The 18,255-nt window shown below is 64.9% G+C and carries 13 protein-coding genes and 1 pseudogene; 6 read left to right on the plus strand and 8 right to left on the minus strand.

Annotated features, from left to right (window positions below):
* Positions 1–32: 32 nt before the first annotated feature.
* Entirely contained in the window at positions 33–923 is an 891-nt protein-coding gene (locus QM693_RS02440; protein ID WP_043789338.1) for an HpcH/HpaI aldolase/citrate lyase family protein, read from the minus strand.
* A 283-nt stretch (positions 924–1,206) separates the two neighbouring features.
* Here QM693_RS02440 and QM693_RS02445 point away from each other — a divergent pair, with 283 nt between their 5' ends.
* Together QM693_RS02445 and QM693_RS02450 are read left to right on the plus strand one after the other, a co-directional pair.
* Positions 1,207–1,704: a MaoC/PaaZ C-terminal domain-containing protein gene (locus QM693_RS02445; protein WP_052023967.1), complete on the plus strand. Its 498-nt coding sequence runs from the start codon at positions 1,207–1,209 to the stop codon at positions 1,702–1,704.
* Between the two features lie 105 nt (positions 1,705–1,809).
* Positions 1,810–2,256, plus strand: coding sequence for a cupin domain-containing protein (locus QM693_RS02450; protein ID WP_005565825.1), 447 nt, complete (start codon positions 1,810–1,812; stop codon positions 2,254–2,256).
* A gap of 166 nt (positions 2,257–2,422) precedes the next feature.
* Here QM693_RS02450 and QM693_RS02455 read toward each other — a convergent pair whose 3' ends face one another.
* The 6 genes from QM693_RS02455 to QM693_RS02480 all read right to left on the minus strand — a co-directional run bounded on the left by QM693_RS02455 (position 2,423) and on the right by QM693_RS02480 (position 12,562).
* Positions 2,423–2,806 (minus strand): helix-turn-helix transcriptional regulator, encoded by a 384-nt coding sequence (locus tag QM693_RS02455; RefSeq protein ID WP_283351249.1) that lies wholly within the window; start codon positions 2,804–2,806, stop codon positions 2,423–2,425.
* 328 nt (positions 2,807–3,134) lie between these two features.
* Positions 3,135–4,208, minus strand: coding sequence for an alkene reductase (locus QM693_RS02460; protein WP_005565823.1), 1,074 nt, complete (start codon positions 4,206–4,208; stop codon positions 3,135–3,137).
* A gap of 1,016 nt (positions 4,209–5,224) precedes the next feature.
* Positions 5,225–8,725, minus strand: a complete 3,501-nt coding sequence (locus QM693_RS02465; RefSeq protein ID WP_283351250.1) for a serine/threonine-protein kinase — start codon at positions 8,723–8,725, stop codon at positions 5,225–5,227.
* A gap of 989 nt (positions 8,726–9,714) precedes the next feature.
* Positions 9,715–10,731 carry an LLM class flavin-dependent oxidoreductase gene (locus QM693_RS02470; protein ID WP_283351251.1) on the minus strand — a complete coding sequence of 339 codons (1,017 nt, stop codon included), beginning with the start codon at positions 10,729–10,731 and terminating at the stop codon, positions 9,715–9,717.
* Between the two features lie 297 nt (positions 10,732–11,028).
* Positions 11,029–12,021 carry a nuclear transport factor 2 family protein gene (locus tag QM693_RS02475; RefSeq protein ID WP_283351252.1) on the minus strand — a complete coding sequence of 331 codons (993 nt, stop codon included), beginning with the start codon at positions 12,019–12,021 and terminating at the stop codon, positions 11,029–11,031.
* 163 nt (positions 12,022–12,184) lie between these two features.
* Complete coding sequence (locus QM693_RS02480) at positions 12,185–12,562, minus strand: MerR family transcriptional regulator (RefSeq protein WP_442971705.1); 378 nt, start codon at positions 12,560–12,562, stop codon at positions 12,185–12,187.
* Between the two features lie 50 nt (positions 12,563–12,612).
* On the opposite strand from QM693_RS02480, the gene QM693_RS02485 reads away from it, so the two are divergent.
* The 3 genes from QM693_RS02485 to QM693_RS02495 all read left to right on the plus strand — a co-directional run bounded on the left by QM693_RS02485 (position 12,613) and on the right by QM693_RS02495 (position 16,090).
* Complete coding sequence (locus tag QM693_RS02485; protein WP_283351253.1) at positions 12,613–13,869, plus strand: MFS transporter; 1,257 nt, start codon at positions 12,613–12,615, stop codon at positions 13,867–13,869.
* A gap of 101 nt (positions 13,870–13,970) precedes the next feature.
* On the plus strand, positions 13,971–14,966 hold the full coding sequence (locus QM693_RS02490) for an LLM class flavin-dependent oxidoreductase (RefSeq protein ID WP_283351254.1): 996 nt from the start codon (positions 13,971–13,973) through the stop codon (positions 14,964–14,966).
* Positions 14,963–16,090, plus strand: coding sequence for an alkene reductase (locus QM693_RS02495; protein ID WP_283351255.1), 1,128 nt, complete (start codon positions 14,963–14,965; stop codon positions 16,088–16,090). Before QM693_RS02490 ends, QM693_RS02495 begins: the two co-directional genes overlap by 4 nt.
* 324 nt (positions 16,091–16,414) lie before the next feature.
* Here QM693_RS02495 and QM693_RS02500 read toward each other — a convergent pair whose 3' ends face one another.
* Entirely contained in the window at positions 16,415–17,125 is a 711-nt protein-coding gene (locus QM693_RS02500) for a LysR family substrate-binding domain-containing protein (RefSeq protein WP_283351256.1), read from the minus strand.
* Between the two features lie 103 nt (positions 17,126–17,228).
* On the opposite strand from QM693_RS02500, the pseudogene QM693_RS02505 reads away from it, so the two are divergent.
* A pseudogene (locus tag QM693_RS02505) lies at positions 17,229–18,006 on the plus strand (IS4 family transposase); the annotation flags it as partial.
* Positions 18,007–18,255: the final 249 nt, after the last annotated feature.

The following is an 18,255-nucleotide window of genomic DNA, read 5'->3' on the forward strand; positions in this document are numbered from 1 at the left end:
TCCTCAAGGGTTCGGTCGGTCGGGTGATGGGGTCAGCGCGACTGGATGGTTTCGGCAAGGGCAACCACGCCGCGAGCGGTCTTGACGTGGGCGATGTCGACGTGTTCGCCCTCGAACAGTGCCGCCGCTTGCCCGTTCGCCTGGGCCTGTTCGAAGGCCTCGATCATGCGGCGAAAGCGGTCGACGATTTTCGGGTCCGGCGCATAGACGTCGTTGACCGTCTCGATGTGCGAGGGATGGATAAGCACCTGCCCGGTAAAGCCCAGTCGCCGGTTGCCTTCGGCGAACCGGCGCAGCCCGTCCAGGTCGGAGATCTCCTGCCACAGTCCCACGATCGGATGGGCCAACCCGGCGGCGCGGCAGGCGAGCACGGCCTTGCTGCGGTAATGCAGGGTTTCCAGGCCCTCGGCGGTCCACTCGAAACCGACCTCACGCGAGACATCGGCATCGCGAGCCGCCGCGACCATCAGCGATGCGACCCGGGGATGGGCCGCCGCGATCGACTCGCAGTTCACCAGCGACTTCGCGGTTTCGAGAGTGGGGATCACCTCGACGCTGCCACGGATCAGGGCGGCCTCGATCTCGAAGTGCTCGAGCAACGCGGCGAAGTCGAGGACCTCACGGGCTCCGTACACCTTCGGCAACAGCAACCCGTCGAGTCCCGCGCGCACCACGGCCGCGAGATCTCGGCCGAAATGGTCTGTGTCGAGTGGGTTCGGGCGCACCAGCACCGTCACATCCGGATGGTCACGGCGCAGGGCGTCGATCGTCTCGGCTGCCATTGCGCGGGCATCCGCCTTGCTCGGCTCGGGAACCGAGTCCTCGAGATCGAGGATCACGGCGTCGGCACCGGCGCGAACAGCTTTCTGTGCCCAGCCCTCACGATGAGCCGGCACGAACTGGAGAGAACGTAGGGGTCGCATTACTTCCTCACTCGATAGGGCACCGCCGGTGCGGCGACGACACAGGCTCCCCGCAAATTCCCGGGGGAGACTGACGGTCGCCGCCTCGGCCACTCGGCCGTATCCGAACCCGCCGCGGACGCGGCGCGATATTTCGTGGTGTGCGGCATTTCGTCACATCCAGACTTCGTGGTGCAAGGCTTTGACCAAATGATTGACCAGCGGGTTGGTGGCCCGTACTGTTAAACGAACAATCGCTCGTACGTTAACACGGCCGGCGGCGCCGGCGCTATGAGGAGTTTCGATGACAATCAACGACGTCAGTACTGCCACACGAGTGATCGGGCAGCCTGATCGCTGGTGGGAGGACCTCGACCTGGGGGACGTACTCCGGGGTCCCGGTATGACCGTCACCGATGCGCACCTGGTGCAGTGGGCCGGCCTGACCTGCGACATCGTCTCGCTGCACCTCGACGAGGAGTACGCCGCCGGCACCCAGTTCGGGCAGCGGATCGCGCACGGGCCGTTCACGCTCTCGCTCGCCCTGGGGCTGGCGACTCAGACCGGCTACTTCAACAACGTCGTCGCCTGGCTCGGCCTCGACGAGGTGCGCGCCTTGCGTCCCGTGCTCATCGGCGACACCCTGCATCCCGAAGCCGAGCTCATTGCCGCCCGCCCGACGAAGAAGCCCGACCAGGGCATCTGGTCCTTCGCCTACAGCGCTCTCAATCAGCGAGGCGAAGCCGTGATGACCTTCCGGAGCAGCTTCATGATCCGCCGGCGCCCCGAGCCGCTTCGCTGACGCGTGCAGTCGTCGGAGCGTGACCGTCGCGCAGTCTTGTGCGATCGAGGGTGCGCTCGTACCCTCGCCTACAGGCGAACGTTTGTTCTTTGAAAGGAATCGAGCATGGCTGAGCACGACAAGCCGGTAGTAACTCGCAAGGGAGAGGAAGCGCAGAACACGGGCCAATCCGGTGGTGCCGTGCGTGTCTCCGGGGTCAGCGTCCAGCACACGCCGGCGACGAAGATCTGGTTCGGGAAGGTCTTCAACGAGCCCGGATATCGGTCACTGCCGCATCATCACGGTGAGGCCGAAACCGGCGGCTACGTTCTCACCGGCAAGGCGCGAATCTACTTCGGCGAGAACTTCAGCGAGTACATCGACATGTCCGAAGGGGACTTCGTCTTCGTCCCACCCTTCATGCCGCACGTCGAAGCCAACATGAGCACCACCGACGAACTCATCTGGCTCACCACCCGCACGCCCGAGAACATCGTCGTCAACCTGCCCGAGGTCGACGACACCACCCTCGCCGGATATGTCCGGGTCGGTACTCACGCCGAGGCGCACTGACTTTCCCGTCATCGCCTCATCCGCAGGCATCATTCGCTGCGGCTCAATCTTTCCACCCACGGAAGTCCTCCGGTCGAATCACGGCTGGGGGCCTTCGGTGTGTCGGGAGGCGGAACGCATATCGGCCGTTCGGTGTGCCGAGACGGGGGCAACCTGGGGAGAAGTGTCAGCGCGCGCCGGTGCCGGTTGTCATCTTCCCGACCGCCGCAGTGCGATTGTTCACCGACATCTTGCGCAGGATATTGCTGACGTGAAACCGGACCGTGTTCCTCGAAATGTACAGGTCACGACCGATTTCGGCGTTCGACGCACCATCGGCGATCATGCCCAATATCTCGTGCTCGCGACCGGTCAACGGCTGGTCGTGATCCGAAGGGCATGCGGTATCCGCGCGGGCCGTGAGACCGGCGTGAACACACGGATTAGCGTGGACGTCGGAGAGGAGGACCCTCTCCAGCGCCGATGCGGCGCGAAGACGTGCCGCCCGATCGGTCACGTGCTGAGAGCGAAGCACGTCGAGGATTCGGCCCAGCTCGGCGTACATCGTCATCGATTCCCCAACCTCCGGGTCCCACCGAGCCACGGACGTCCCGACGCGGATTTCGAGACCTGCTGAAACTCGGCCTGAAATGGTTGGCCGGCAGGGGATCTTTGCCATCCGCCAGGTAGGGTCCTAGGCTAAAGCGAACAAACACTCGTAAGTGTAAGCGAGTGTCGGGCACCGTAGCAACTTCACTGAAAGAAGCGGTTCCGAGGACGGGTTCGAGCGCGATGCCGCCGAAGCAGTTGCGCCGATTTCACCACCTCAGTCGAGCTACTCGCCGAGACCCGGAATCCGGCCGGGCCGGAGGAAATCCGGCCCGGCCCGCCCAAGGGTGTCAGCCCACGGCGCTGTCCGACCACTCCGGGTAGTCGATGTAACCCTTGTCGCCGCCCGAGTAGAAGGTGTCGAGATCGGGCATGGTCAGTTCGAGACCATCGCGCAGGCGACGCACCAAGTCCGGATTGGAGATGAAGTACCGACCGAATGCGATCAGGTCGCCGCCGCGTGCCAACCATCGATCGGCATTCGCCTTGTCGACGAAGTCTGCACTTCCGACAATTGCCGGGTTCACGATCAGCGGGCCGGTCCAGATTTCCCGGATCCGGTCGTTGACGTCGTCCGATGCAGTCTCGAGGATGTGAAGGTACGCCAATCCCAGCGGATTCAGGGCGTTGAGAAGGGTTGTGTACAGACCTTCGGGATCGCTTTCGTTCATGTCGTGGAACTTTCCGCCGGGCGAGAATCTGATCCCCACCCGGTCGGCGCCGATGGCGGTACTGACGGCGGTAGCGACCTCGACCGCGAAGCGTACCCGGTTCTCGTGCGACCCGCCGTACTGGTCGGTGCGCTGATTGCTGTTGTCGGACAGGAACTGCTGGATCAGGTAGCCGTTGGCGCCGTGGATCTCGACGCCGTCGAAGCCGGCAGCGATCGCGCGCTCGGCCGCCGCGACAAACACGTTGATCTGCTCTTGAATCTGCTCGACGGTCATCTCGACGGGAGTGACGAACGCGAGCCGACCACCGGAGTTGAAGATGGTGCCGTGGGCGGCGATGGGCGAGGCTCCGAGCGGCTGCATTCCGTTGATCTCCGGGTGCCCCACGCGGCCGCCGTGCATGAGCTGGGCGAAGATCCGGCCGCCGGCATCGTGAACAGACTGGGTGATCGGGCGCCAGGCCGCCTCCTGCTCATCGTTGTAGAGACCAGGAATGTTCGGCTCGGACTGTCCCTGCTTCGACGGCGAGATTCCCTCGCTCACAATGAGCCCCGCGCTGGCGCGTTGCGCGTAGTAGAGCGCGGCACTCTGGGATGGCAGTCCCGTCTCGGAGGCGCGAACCCGCGTCATGGGTGCCATGACGACTCGATTCGACAGCTCGAGTGGACCCAATTTGTATGTCTCGAACAACATGACCTGAGAACTCCTTAGGGTGGAAATGTTTGTCGGCCCGGTCACCGCCTGGCTTGCATCGGCACCAGTAGTGCCCTTTGCGTGGCTAGGTGTCGACCGCGTTATCGGTGTTTGTCTGGTGCGCGTGAAATTCGGGTGTGTAATCGTCGGTCGAGCCCCGGGAGCTCAGTCTCATCGACGCAGTAAGACGAATCGACAGATATCGTTAATGCTCAGGTGGGGTTGATGTCTCGACTGAACTCTTCTGGTGCCACCGCGTGTGATCGTCTCCGATCGAAGTCCCTCTCCCGTGCAACAAACGTACGGACGTTCGTAAGTATTAGCGGGAGAGTCCGATGTGTCAACCCTCACAGGGGGGCGCGCCGCCGGGTTCGTGTCACGGCCCGTGGCGATGTGGCGCGATCGGCGCCGACGGGTGCGCGTTCGGCGTCCGCAACTCTTGCGCCCACCTGAACTATGATCTACGTTTCATCCATCGAACGAGCGTTTGTAGGCTTTACTACGTTTGTCGCATCTACTTGGTCGTTCCCGACGCGCCGGTCGAATCGTCGGCCGCCCTTCTGGCTGCGCGACGTATCCGTAGCAAACACGGACGGCTCGCAGTAGATCCAGCCCAGCGCTCCCACCGGACCGGATAGGTATCCCTAGGCGAGGAGGATCCGTGATCGTTTCAGAGTCAACAACTGCGGACACGCGAGAAGTGACGAGTCACCATGTTCCAGACCCTATCGACAAGCTGTGCGCCCTCGAGGAGATTCGCAGCTGAAGTCACGAGCCGGATACCGCCGCAACATCCAACATCACGATCCGCTCGAAGATCGACCCTTCGCGCACATCTCAGCGTCCGAGGCCACAGCCCGGTGGGACCGCCTCCCCATCCCATCGGCAGTGCCCCGTCCAGTTCCCAAACAGGAGTCAACATGTCACGGTGAGGGCTCGTGCCGTGATCAGCGATAACGCTTCCCTGCCGAAGCGCGCCTGGGTAGCGGCCAGAGCGCGTCGCTGGCGGTAACTCATCAGATCCTGTGCGGCGCCTCTGCAGTCACCAGGTCCGCGAGGAAAGTGGCAGGGACCGATGCCCAGTCTCTACGCCACCGCCCGGCGACCTGATCGTCCCGCAGCGCCGCGATGAGCGAGACGATGTGTGGTCCACCATCGGGAAGATGACGTACGAGGCCCAGCTCGGCGCATTGTGCTGCGATCGAGGTGAGCAGTTCCTTGGCTTCGTCGACGCGGCCCGAGGCGGACAAACAGGCCACGAGTAACCTTCTGGCCTGCATCAACAGCCTGTGTGCGCCGCGGCCTTCGAGTCGGTTCGTCCACTCCTGTGCCCATGTGCAGGCGAGGTCGGCCTGGTCCGGTGAATGCTCGTCGAGCAGCCGTCTGGTGGCTGTTGCCTCTTCGACCTGCGCCGTCAGTGCCTCGATTCCGTCCACCGGTCGTCGACGAGAGCAATATTCTGCGGGCGGCGAGACCGCGATATCGGAGCTCAGGGGAAGCCCCAGCCTGATCCGTTCATTCTCGACGTTTGCTCGCAATCGCGGAAGAGACAGTGTCACAGCGATCCTCGCCCCCTCATCGAGTCGCTGCGCTGCCGCTATTCGGTCGCCCCGCAGGGCCTTGATACGCGCCCCGAGGACATACCGCGGGATCTTGAACTCCACGAGACCGCCCTCGCCCCCAAGCTCATAGCCTTCGTCGAGCAACTGTTCGGCTTCGTCGATCTCGCCCTGTTCGTACAACAACGCGCCGAGGAGAGAATCGGCCAGGCGCGCGGCCTCCGAGTGCGTACCACCCATCTTCCTTGCCACACGGACGCCAGCCCGGAAGCTGCTTTCCGCCGCGGCGACATCGAGTTGCTCGTAGGCGGCGAGGCCGGCGAAACAGTGCCCGTGCATCACCAGGTACGGACCGTTGGTTCGCGCATGAAATGCGAAGGCCCATTCCTGCAATCGGCGTGCTTCGTCGAAATCGAACTGGTATGTCGCGCGGTAGGTTGCCATGTTCGCGGCGCTCGACACAACCCACGGCCGCAACGTGTCCAGCCGCGGCAGGCATGCCTGGACCAACTCGTCCGCGCCGTCGATTCGGTCCGCCCGGAACCGAATAACGCCCCGCATCACGGCGACCTCTACTCTCAGATCGGCGACCTCATCGGTGGAGGGAACACGATCGAGCGTTGATTCGACGAGGTCGAGTGCTCTCTGTGCAGGTTCGGCCCGGTGCAGCATGATATTGGCCCAGGCTACGGCGAGTTGCAACCACGGACGTGACTCCGTCAGCGCGGGAGGGAGTTTCGCGACCATCCCGAGGAGGGTCGTCATGTGCGAGTACTCGATCAGGTGCATCCCATCGCGCTCGACGAGCTCGACCGCCCGGACCTGATCCCCAGCCATGAGTGCGTGATCGACGGCCTCGCCGAGCAACTCGTGATCGGCGAACCAGGTCGATGCCGTGCGGTGAAGTTCGTCGATCCGCTCGGGTTGATCACGCTCGAGTCGTCGTTGCAGGAACTCGGCGAACACGTGGTTGTACCGGAACCACACTCCGTCCTCGTCCACCCGTCGCAGGAACAGATCCCGCTCCTCGATTATTTCGAGTAGCGCCTGCCCGCGTGACACGTGCGCCAGCGCGCCCGCAAGGCTCCCGCTGATCCGTTCGGTAACCGACGTCGCCAGCAGAAAATCGAGGATCTCCGGTTCCAACGTGTCGAGCACGTTCTCGGCGAGGAACTCGCCGATGGCGTGATGCCGACCCGACATGTGCCCGATCAGTTCGGTGGGGTCGTCGCGTCCGCGCAGTGACAGGTACGCCAATTGCAGCGCCGCCACCCACCCGTCGGTCGAGTCCCGCAGGTCCGCGATATCCTCTTGCTCCAGCTCCAGTCCGCCCAGGTCGACCAGGAAGGATCGTGTCTCATTCTCATCGAAACGTAATGCTGTGTAGTCGATTTCGACGAGTTCATCACGCACGCGCAGTCTACTCATCGGAAGGCCGGACCGGGTGCGGCTTGCCACGACGACCTGGAGGTGGTGGCAGCCGTTGTCGAGTAGGAATCCCATGGCTCCGCGTGTCCCGGCGTCGGTGACCCGGTGCCAGTCGTCGATCACGATCGCCACCCGCTCACCGCGGGCGTGGATCTCGTTGATCAGTGAAGACAGGACGTACTGCTCGGCCTCGTCGCCGTGCTCGTCGAGCGCCTGCCCGAGGTCGCGCGCCAGGGTCGGGCGGACCCGTCTGATCGCCTCGACCAGATGCGAGAGAAACCACACCACGTTGTTGTCATCGTGATCGACCGTCAGCCATGCGACCGCCACACTCTCCTCTGTCAGCACTTCACCCCATTGGGCGGCGAGGGTGCTCTTGCCGAATCCGGCCGGCGCGTGAATGACCGTCAACCGGCGCCGCTGTCCAGCGCGTAGGGAGTCGATGAGTTGTCTACGCTCGACCAGTTGCCGGGTCGGCGTGGGCGGGCGGAATCGGGTGGAGGGGGCGGGCGGCGTCCCTGTCGTCGCTGCATCGTTCCGGCCGGCCGTCGTCATCGGGCCGGACCTGCCCGACGCAGTCCTGGTCGAGGCGCCGCGGCGATGTTCGTCCTGGGTCTGCGTTCCGAGGTCGGTGGGTAGGGCCATCTCGTCGGCGGGCAGGCCGTTGCGAAGTTGGGCTTCGCGCAGTTCCTCCCCGAACTCGGCGGCAGTCGACGCACGATCGTCTGGCTCCCGGGACATCGCCCTCTCGATCGCGGCACATACGTCGGCGGGTATGTCCTCCCCACGCAATTCCGGCACCGGGTGAGAGGTGATCCGCAGGAATTGGGCCATCGCCTGCTCGCCGCTGCGTCGCTCGAACGCGGCATGCCCGGTGATCGCGCAAAACAGCGTCGCTCCGAGGCCGTACACGTCCGACGCCGGGGTGGGGGGCCGGCCCCCGAGCACCTCGGGTGCGGTGAACGCCGGTGAGCCGACCACCGCGCGCGTCGAGGTCTCGAAGCCACCCGCGATGCGTGCGATCCCGAAATCGGTCAACTGCGGTTCCCCGTAGTCCGTCAGCAGGATGTTCGCGGGCTTGACGTCCCGATGTACGGTGCCGATCCGGTGCGCGGTCTCGAGCGCGCCCGAGATCTTCACACCGAGTCGAACCGCCTCCCGCCACTCGATCGGGCCCGTGCGGTGGATCCGTGTCGCCAGCGAACCGTGCGGGTGGTAGTGCATCACAATGTACGGTTGCCCGCTGGTGGTGGCGCCGACCTGCAGAATGTTGGCGATGTTCGGGTGCCCGGACAGCCGGCCCATAGCCCGTTGCTCACGAATGAACCGCTCGAGGTTGTCCGGATCCAGATCGGCGGTGAGAACCTTCACGGCGACGGTGCGGTCGAGGGATGGCTGCAGGCAGCGGTAGACGACGCCGAAGCCACCCCGACCGACCTCCCGGGCATCGTCGAACCCCGCCGCGGCCAACTCCGTGGCGATATCCGGGGTCAGATCACGCTGTGTCGCCGTTGGATCGTATTCGGCCACGGCCGACCTCGATCCCGTGCCTCGGTGTCCACAATCCCTGTGTCATGCAAATCACCTCTCGAGCATCAATGCGAGCATAACCCCAATCCGAACGCTCGAATCGTCGGTAGGTAATCAGTTCGAGCGGCTCGCGTGATCAGCTGAGGTCGTGGTCGACGGTCGGTCGTCCGTTGGGTCAAGATCGCGTAGCGCTCCCAGCTCCCGGATATCCGGTGAGTGCGCCAGCCCAGACGACTCAGCTGTGGCACGGCAGCACGACGAACAACTGATTGCGGGCGAGTGCCACTCCAAACCTTGCGGCCGTCGACTGAAATTTTCCCGTACCCGCAGTGCAGCAAAGCTTCCGGCCCGCGCGGAACGACCGTCTCGTTGTCGTAGACACGGATGCTCGCGGGAAGACACTACCTCGTCGGTCCCGCGGACCGCGACGCCGTCATCCTCGGTGACGCAGACCAGGGCGGCCGAGCTATTCCCGACCGGACCACGAGACTCGGGAGCCGTTGTGCCCAATCGCGTTCGGTTGACACTATTGGCGGCATCGCGGGAATCGTATCGTGTAGACCTCCAGCGCTGCATGCGGATTTCCGGGCTTATTGGCGTTTCGCGCAACGGTATTCGTATCATTTGTCTGCATCAAGTGCGTCGAATGAGGTATCAGGTGTATCTAGTCGTGCACTCCGAGCGTGGGCGTGGGCAAAGGTTAAACGGACTCTCGGACTTGTGGCCACCACAGTAGGATCTGTTCGGGACGCAAAGCTGACGAATCATTTCGACCACTGGTAAACATCGACAGGGTCCAATCTTGCGCGCACTTCGAGAAGCATTTCGTTTGCGAGATGGAGTGGCTTCTCGCAGCTGCCGCCGAAGTCCGATCTCGGGTGCGCTTCCACCGGACCACGTACGCGAATGTCCCTGTCCAGCGGGCCGTCCATCGCGGCAACCCAGGGTACTGCGTCGAACAGCCCAGGCGGCAGCCCTCGCGCGTGCGGCTACGGTGCCGTCACTGGGTTCCAGAGGCTGGCGATGAGCTCATACGAGCGCATTCGTGCTGCTTGGTCGTAGGTCTCCGACATGAAGATGAGCTCGCGGGCGCCCGTCCGAGCCACGAGCGCTTCGAGTCGGGGACGGACGGTCTCAGGCGTACCGATGTAGGACTGGCTCAGCTGCTCTGCCACTGCTGCGGCTTCGTCCCGGGTCCACAGTCGATGTATGTCGTCCACCGGTGGAGCCAGCGGCTGCATCCGGCCGCGCACCGTTGCGAGGAACCGCTGTTGGACGGAGGTGAACAGCCGGGCCGCCTCTCGGTCATCATCGGCGAGGACCGCGTTCACGGAGACCATCGCATACGGCTCGGAAAGAATCTGTGAAGGACGGAATGTGGAGTGGTAGAGATCCGTCGCTTCCTGCAACCGAGTCGGGGCGAAATGTGCGGCAAAGACGAACGGCAGCCCGAGACGCGCTGCGAAGGCCGCGCTATAGACACCGGAACCGAGCAGGTAGATGGGTATGTGGGCGCCTTCTCCCGGGATGGCCCGCACCCGGGGTCGTGTGCCGTGGAGGTAGGCGAGGAGTTCGGCGAATTGCGCGGTGAACTCCTGATCCGCCGGTCGTCCGCGACGGATTTCGGCCGCTGTCCACGGGTCCGCTCCCGGTGCGCGCCCCAGCCCGAGATCGAAGCGGCCGGGATGCAGGGCTGTCAGCGTGCCGACCTGCTCGGCCACGACGAGCGGCGCGTAGTTGGACAGATTGAGACTGCCGGTGCCGACCCGAATGGTTCGGGTCCCGGCGGCGACGGCGCCGGCCAGGACGATGTTGGCCGAGCTCGCCATCGGCGCCATGTTGTGGTGCTCGGCAAGCCAGTACCGGTGGAAGCCCAGGAGCTCGGCATGGGCGGCGAGTTCGACAGTGCGGTGCAATGCGTCACCGACAGTGTGGCCGTGACGGATCGGTGCGAGATCGAGAAGCGAGAGTGCCGGACGATCCTGAGGAGCGGAAAGGGTATCCATCGCATGTGCCGTTTCTTGTCTATGAGTGGGTAGTGAGTGCGTCAGGGGTGCCGGCGAACCCGGGCCGCCATGTGGAGGGCGAGAGCGGCCGCCCCTGCTCACCCGAGAGTCGGCTCCAGCGGTGCGCCCGGACCCGGGGTGCCTGGGACGGGGGACAGAAACCTGGGATGCGGTGCGGTGGCCGCAGTCCCGGCCGGTGTTACCACGGCCTCCTACGGCGGGCCGAGGATGCGCTGGCGGGTGCCGTGACGGCTGCACCCAATCTCGATGCGGCCGTCGAGCCGGGCGACGGGCGGTCTACCGTCCCGTCGCGGTGATCCAGCCGGGTATGTATTCGAAACGCGAGATCTTCCAGGTGTCGTCTTCGCGGCGGAGATCGAACTGATAGTGGGCTCCGTAGAGATCCTGCCCATTCGGTGTAGCCGGCCGCTGAGGGATGATGCGGCCGACGACAAGGTGAGCGGTGTTGCGAGCTTCGTCGACCGTGATCTGCAGCGGACGGCCGAAATGTTGCATCCACGGCCACAGGCGACGGAAGGACTTCATCTGTCCGATAACTTCATGGCGTCCTTGGAGGTCACCAATCGGGGGGAACGCCCCGAAGACATCCTCGGTGAAGCAGCCATGCAGGAGCGTGATGTCCCCTTGGTCAATGGCCCACGAATAGCGCGAGTAGAAGTCGGCGACCTGCCGCACGGCATCGTGGGGGTCGAGATCGGGGATGCCGCGGGCCCAGGGTGAGTCCAATTCGCTCACGATGCTGGGCGTCGCGTCGCCGATCTTCCATCCTTCGGGGGAGGGGATGCTCCATTTCGCGAACCGAGCCTCGTCCCCGTCGATCCATGGGATGGACAGCCGCAGGACCTCGAATTGCCAACCGGACTCAGTCCGGACGAGGTCGGCCACGAGTGTCGCGCCGAACGTCGAAAGCGCCGGTTCTGTTTGCGGTGTGAAACCGTACAGGTAGGAGGTAAGGACGGCCCGCTCGTCGTCGCCGCCGACGAAGTGGTTCGTGGTGACTATGTCTAGGGGCATGGCGGGATCGAAATCGGCGCTGAACAGAGCCGTGATGTCTCTGGCTCCGCGGGCCTCGCCATGCGCACTGGAGTGCAGGACGCTCGAGTCGGCGAAGACGGCAGTCAGGGCGTCCTGGTCGCTGCAGGCCCAACCTGCCACGAAGGTGTCCAACGCCGCGAGTGCCCCCTCGGCCGTCGGGGTCATCGGCCTTTGTCCTGATACTGGGTCGAGGCGGCCTCGCTCCGATTTGATCAATCCATTGTTGCGGGTCATGTTGTCGACGCTAATCAATGACATTGATGTCAAGGTCAAGCGAATCCGGAGTGAAGCACGTCACCACCCACGCGCGGCGCAAACGCGCAGAACGGAATTCGACCGAACTCGGAAACCTGAGATCCACACCCTGTCGGCGGCGGGGGGCCATCCCTCTCGCCTCTCAGGCGGCCGGGCTGGCGACCGTAAGGTAGGCGCGGATGGCGTCCCGATTGCGCGTCAGAGTGTCGATGCGCCGCTCGATCTCGCCGAGCTCGCGGGCGAGATTGGCGGCCAACTCCGCGTCGACCATCGGGCGCAAGGCGGCGCCGGCGCCGAGGAAGCAGGGCACGATCTCGCGAATGACCCCGGTGCTCAGCCCCGCCTGGAGCAGATCACGAATCTGCTGGACGCGCTGCACTGCGCTCTCGGGGTAATCCCGGTAACCGTTGGCCAGACGGTCGGGGTGCAGCAAGTCCTGCTGTTCGTAGTAGCGCAGGAGTCGAGTGGCGACTCCGGTGCGATGGGAAAGTTCACCGATCTTCATGGTGATGTGCTTCACTCCATTTCGGCTTGACCTTGACATCAATGTACAAGTTTAGCGTCAATGGCGTGACCGACGTAATGAACGACTCCTCCAGAACAAAACGGGGCGGCCTCGGCGTCCTGTTCGTGGCCGCCTTCATGACCATCACCACCGAGACCCTGCCCATGGGTCTGCTGCCGCAGATGGGCCAAGGCCTGGGGGCATCAGAGTCGCAGGTCGGACTGTTGGTCGCGATCTACGCCCTCGTGGTCATGCTCGTGACCTTGCCGGTCACCGCGTGGACCGCCAACTGGCCACGCCGTCGACTCTTCCTGGTGATCATGGCGGCCTTCGCCGTGAGCAACCTGTTGATGGCCCTCGCCCCCACCTTTCCCGTGGCCATTATCGGCCGGCTCATCGCGGCGCTGGTGCACGGTGTGCTCTGGTCGATGATGGCTGCTTACGCCACCCAGATGGTCGCTCCCGGCCGCGCCGGCCGCGCCGTCGCCACGGTCTACGCCGGTAACAGCGCAGCCCTGTCCCTGGGCGTCCCCCTGGGTACGGCACTGGGTAACGCCCTGAGCTGGCGAGCGGCCTTCGTCGTCCTGGCCGGGGTGGCGGTCCTCGTGATGGCCGCGGCTCCCGCCCTGTTGCCTCAGGTTCCCGGCACGCGCTCCGCCGACTCGTCGGCCGCCAAGGCATTCAGGATCCCCGGAGTACTGGCCATCGCCGTCACGACCACCGTGGTCATGCTGGGTCACTTCACGCTCTACACCTATGTCGCCCCCTTCCTGCAGGATGCCGGCATCTCCGAGAGCGCGGTCAGCCCTGTCCTTTTCGCCTTCGGCGTCGCGGGCATCGCCGGGGTGTGGTGCGCCGGAATGCTGGTGGACCGGCGCCCGCGGGGCGCCCTGCTGAGCGCCGTGGGCATCGTCGTTCTGGCCCTGACCGGATTGGGGGCAGTCGGCTGGTTCACTCCTGCGACGATCGCACTGATTGTGCTGTGGGGACTGGCCTACGCGGCACTACCGACCTTCCTGCAGTCCGCCGCACTCAAAGCAGCGCCCGCGGCGCCGGCCGCCGCCTCCGCGCTGTTCATAATCGGCTTCAACCTCGGCATCGGCGGCGGTTCGCTGGTCGGCGGTCAGGTCCTCGATCACATCGGCGTAGCCGCCGTGCCCGGTGCGGCCGCTGCACTCACCGCGGTCGCCTTGCTCATCGCCCTATTCGCTCGCACGTCCGCCTTCCCCCGCCGCCCGACGTCGGCCGTCATCGCCCGCCCCGGCAACGAGGACGAGCCCACCCCTGCTCACCAACTCGCCGAGCTCAGTCAGCACCACTGACCTGCACCACCGTCACCCGCACATATCCAGGCGTGATCACGCATCCGCGCCGATCAATCCATGCATTCCCCGCAGCACGCGAAAGGCAATCTCGCACAGTCATGAACCACCTCCGCGATATCCCGCTCTCCCTTCTCAACCTCGCCCCCATCCGGCACGGCGGCACCGCCACCGAGGCGCTGCACGAGACCATCGAACTTGCCCGCAAGGCAGAGGAGTTCGGCTACCACCGCTACTGGATCGCCGAGCACCACAACATGGCCGGCGTGGCCTCCGCGGCGACCTCCGTCCTGATCGGACAGGTGGCCGCTGCCACCGAGCGGATCAAGGTCGGCTCCGGCGGCATCATGCTCCCCAACCACGCCCCATACGTCGTCGCAGAACAGTTCGGCACCCTCGCCTCCCTCTACCCAGGACGCATCGACCTCGGTCTGGGACGCGCACCGGGCACCGACCCGTGGACCGCCCAGGCACTGCGCCGCGGTGACGCCACCGCCGATGACTTTCCGGCCCAGGTGGCCGACGTTCGCCGCTACCTCGCGCCGGGCAAAACCACCCGACGGGTCCGCGCCATCCCCGGCGAGGGCACCAACGTCCCGCTGTACATCCTCGGTTCTTCCACCTTCGGCGCGGCCCTGGCCGCGAAGGAAGGCCTGCCCTTCGTCTTCGCCTCGCACTTCGCTCCCAATCAGCTGTCCGCTGCCCTGGACATCTACCGTGCGAACTTCCGCCCCTCCGAGAACCTGGACAAGCCGCATGCCGTCGTCGGTGTGAACGTCATCGCCGCCGACACCGACCGAAGCGCCCAGCACATCTTCACGACCCTCCAGCGCAAGTTCCTCACCCTGATCCGCGGCGAACTGCAGAACCTGCCTCCCGTCGACGACATCGACCAGCTGTGGTCCCCGCAAGAAGCTTCGGCCGTCGGTGCCATGCTCCGCGCGTCCTGCGTCGGCTCGCCTGACACCGTCCGCGACGGCCTCAACGAACTGGTCAAGCACACGCAGGCCGACGAACTCATCGTTCTCACCGAGACCTGGGAATTCAAGGACCGGATCCGCAGCTACGAACTCCTCGCCGAACTGAAGACCGCATGACACCCGGCTCCCTATCGGCGCCCGGCACCGTGAACTCCGCGTTATTTGACAGCGCAACAGTGGGCGCCCTTACCGTGCCCAATCGCATCGTGATGGCTCCGATGACCCGATCCCGCGCCGCCTCGGATGGCACGCCCAGCGCGTTGATGAGCACCTACTACGCACAGCGCGCCAGCGCCGGACTGATCATCGCCGAGGGCGCCCACCCCACCGCGGCCGGCCGACTCGGACCCGGCGTGCCAGGCCTGCACAGTGACGCCCACCGGCGCGGCTGGTCTCGTGTAGCTGATGCGGTGCACGACGCTGGGGGCCGGATCTTCGTGCAGCTGATGCATGCGGGACGTCTCGCCCACCCCTCCTTCCTGCCCGATGGGGTGTATCCCGTGGCGCCCTCGGCCATCGCCGCCCGGGCGGAGGTGTACACCGCAGACGGCAGGAGACTGGCCGTCCGCCCGCAGCAGCTCACCGGAGCCCAGACCCTGACCATTGTCGAGGACTTCGCCCGCTCAGCCGAGCGGGCGATGGCAGCGGGACTGGATGGTGTCGAGATCCACGCCGCCAACGGCTATCTTCTGCACCAGTTCCTCGCCGAGAACACCAATCTGCGCACCGACAACTGGGGCGGAACCAGCGAGGGCCGCATCCGGCTGACGGTCGAGGTCGTACGAGCGGTCGCCGCGGCCATAGGCCCGCATCGAGTGGGGCTGCGGATTTCCGCCGGCAACCGATTCGGTGACGTCATCGATCACGACCCGCACACCACCTACACATCGCTGGTTCAGGAGCTGGCACAGGAGGAGCTGGCCTACCTGCACCTCGTCGAGGCAGGTAACGCCGACCTCGACGACCGAATCCGGGCCCTGTGGCCGAGCGCTCTCGTGGTGTCGCCGACACTCAGCCGGCCTGACGATGTCACGAAGGTCGGTGCCGCAGATGCCTGGCTCCGACGCGGGGCCGACCTGATCGCCTTCGGCCGCGGCTTCCTTGCCAACCCGGATTTCGTGGAGCGTATCCGCCGAGGCGCCCCGCTCAATGCCCCGGAACCGATCGGGATCTACGGCGGCGACCACCGCGGATACACGGACTACCCGACCCTGGAACAGGCACACACGGTTCGTACGTGACGCGGCAAGCCGCAGGTGTTTGCGTGGAACGCAGTGTTCTGCTGGAGCATCTGCAGTTCTCTCAGGCTTGGTACTTCGGTGAGTTCGCAGTGTCCGCGGCAGGTAGGTGTAGCACTCCGCCGTGTGCTTCTTGGCCCACTCCAAGGGCCTTCGAAGTGTATCCCGACGCTGTGAAAACAACGCATTCTCTCTGGTGTAATGCGAGGTCCCTTGTGAATAGGGCCTATTCGCGATTGCGACCTGTGAGGCGTGGTGTTTGATCAACGCGGCGCGACCCTGCTCTCAATGACGCCGCCCGGCTGCCGAGCAAGCCATAGGCCGGGCCTACGGTTCGGTTGACTGCCGCGAACTGGCTTCGAGGAGGTGTTCTGCTTCTGCTCGAGCGGCCCGGCGAACTGCGGTGAGTGCGGCCGTCGGTGAGTTGGGTGCGTAGACGAGTACCAGAGGGAGCCCTAGTCCCAGTTTCCTGTCGAGGGTGAGGAATACGATGTCGTCCCGCGTGTGATCGACGAACAGTAGTGGCAGTACAGCCACCCCGGCACCTGCGCCGACCATCGGGAGTTGAGCCCACATATCGTCAGCTTCGACGATTCTTCTCGGGGAGCACTGATTGTCGGTGACGAGGCGCAGTAGTTCGTCGTAGAAGACTGGGTTCCGGTCGCGTGGAGCCATGATGAAGTCCTCGTCGTTGAGGTCTGCAATGGAGGCGAGGCCGCGAGTTGCCAGCGGGTGCGAGCTGGCGACGGCCGCGTAGAGCGGCTCGTCCATGAGGGTGTCGACCGCGAGACCTGGTGGGGTGCTGCGGCTGCGGAGGATTCCGGCTTCGAGTTGTCCGTCGATCAGCTGGCGGAGTTGAGTGTGACTGTTTATGGGGTGCAATGTCATTCGAACGTCGGGGACCCCGGCGCGAACGGATGACAGGATTCGAGGCATGAGCAGCCTCATTGCTGGGTGGACCGCACCGATTCGTAACGCCGCGGTACGCCCGGCGGCCGCGTCGCGGGTGACCTGCTCGAGGCGGATCAGATCTGCCAATAGCTGCCGGGATCCTTCGACCAGGGTCTCACCGGCCGTCGTGAGTCGGCTCCGCCGCGTCGTCCGTTCCACCCGGCCCACCGATGAGCCTTTCGAGCTTCCCTGCCTCGACCTGCCCGACACCCCGGCCAACGCCGAGCACTTCGGGCGGCCCGGATCGAGTCGCGGCGAGAAGTCCGCGTTCCCGCAGGCACGGTTGGTGGCGGTCGCCGAATGCGGCACCCACGCGGTCTTCGACGCCGCGATCGGATCGTGCAGCACCTCCGAGCGGGAGCTCGCGCACGATCTGTTCGACACCCTCGAACCGGGAATGCTGCTGCTCGCCGACCGCGGCCTGTACGGATTCGACATGTGGACCCGGGCCGCCGCCACCGGCGCCGACCTGCTGTGGCGGGTCACATCGACGCTCTCACCTCGCCACCTCGAGACCCTCGACGACGGATCCTGGCTGGCACAGATCGTCCCCACCTCCGGGAAGAATCGGCAGCAGCGCACACCACTGACGGTGCGCGTGATCGACTACACCCTCGACGACGGGCGGGGAAACCCCGAGCAGTACCGGCTGCTGACCACCATCCTCGACCCCGCCGACGCATCCGCGGAAGAACTCGCCCTCACCTACGCCCAACGCTGGGAGATCGAGAACACCTTCGACGAACTCAAAACCCACCAACGCGGGCCGCGAGCGGTCCTGCGGTCGAAATCCCCACCGCTGGTCGAGCAGGAAATCTGGGGGCACCTGTGCTGCCACTACGCCATCCGCACCCTGATGCGCGACGCCGCGACCGCCGGCAGTCACGACCGAAGACCGGATGTCCTTCGTCGCCGCCCTGCGGATCACCCGACGATCCCTGTCCCACAGCTCTTTTTCCCCCTCATAACCACAACGCCGCCACCAGATTGTGGAATCAGGGCATCGCCAAACTACTGCGCCGTATCAACCCGGTACGCCGACACCGCGCCAACCCCCGCGTCGTCAAACGCAAAGTTCTCAAATGGGCAGCCAAACGCGCCCACCACCAACACCATCCACAACCTACCCAACCGCCGAAATGCAACATCGTTGTTCACTCACTGAACGGTATTGCCCTTAAAGTAGATCGAGTACGCCGATCAAGCGTGTCGAGCGT

Origin of the sequence: Rhodococcus sp. IEGM 1305 (assembly GCF_030058635.1) — a bacterium.
GTDB classification, from domain to species: Bacteria; Actinomycetota; Actinomycetes; order Mycobacteriales; family Mycobacteriaceae; genus Rhodococcus_F; species Rhodococcus_F opacus_D.

Coding starts and splice junctions, on each gene's coding strand:
- QM693_RS02460 (WP_005565823.1), bottom strand. CDS start 4,208: ATGTTGTTCGAGACATACAAATTGGGTCCACTCGAGCTGTCGAATCGA.
- QM693_RS02440 (WP_043789338.1), bottom strand. CDS start 923: ATGCGACCCCTACGTTCTCTCCAGTTCGTGCCGGCTCATCGTGAGGGC.
- QM693_RS02495 (WP_283351255.1), top strand. CDS start 14,963: ATGACACCCGGCTCCCTATCGGCGCCCGGCACCGTGAACTCCGCGTTA.
- QM693_RS02475 (WP_283351252.1), bottom strand. CDS start 12,021: ATGACCCGCAACAATGGATTGATCAAATCGGAGCGAGGCCGCCTCGAC.
- QM693_RS02450 (WP_005565825.1), top strand. CDS start 1,810: ATGGCTGAGCACGACAAGCCGGTAGTAACTCGCAAGGGAGAGGAAGCG.
- QM693_RS02445 (WP_052023967.1), top strand. CDS start 1,207: ATGACAATCAACGACGTCAGTACTGCCACACGAGTGATCGGGCAGCCT.
- QM693_RS02455 (WP_283351249.1), bottom strand. CDS start 2,806: ATGACGATGTACGCCGAGCTGGGCCGAATCCTCGACGTGCTTCGCTCT.
- QM693_RS02490 (WP_283351254.1), top strand. CDS start 13,971: ATGAACCACCTCCGCGATATCCCGCTCTCCCTTCTCAACCTCGCCCCC.
- QM693_RS02470 (WP_283351251.1), bottom strand. CDS start 10,731: ATGGATACCCTTTCCGCTCCTCAGGATCGTCCGGCACTCTCGCTTCTC.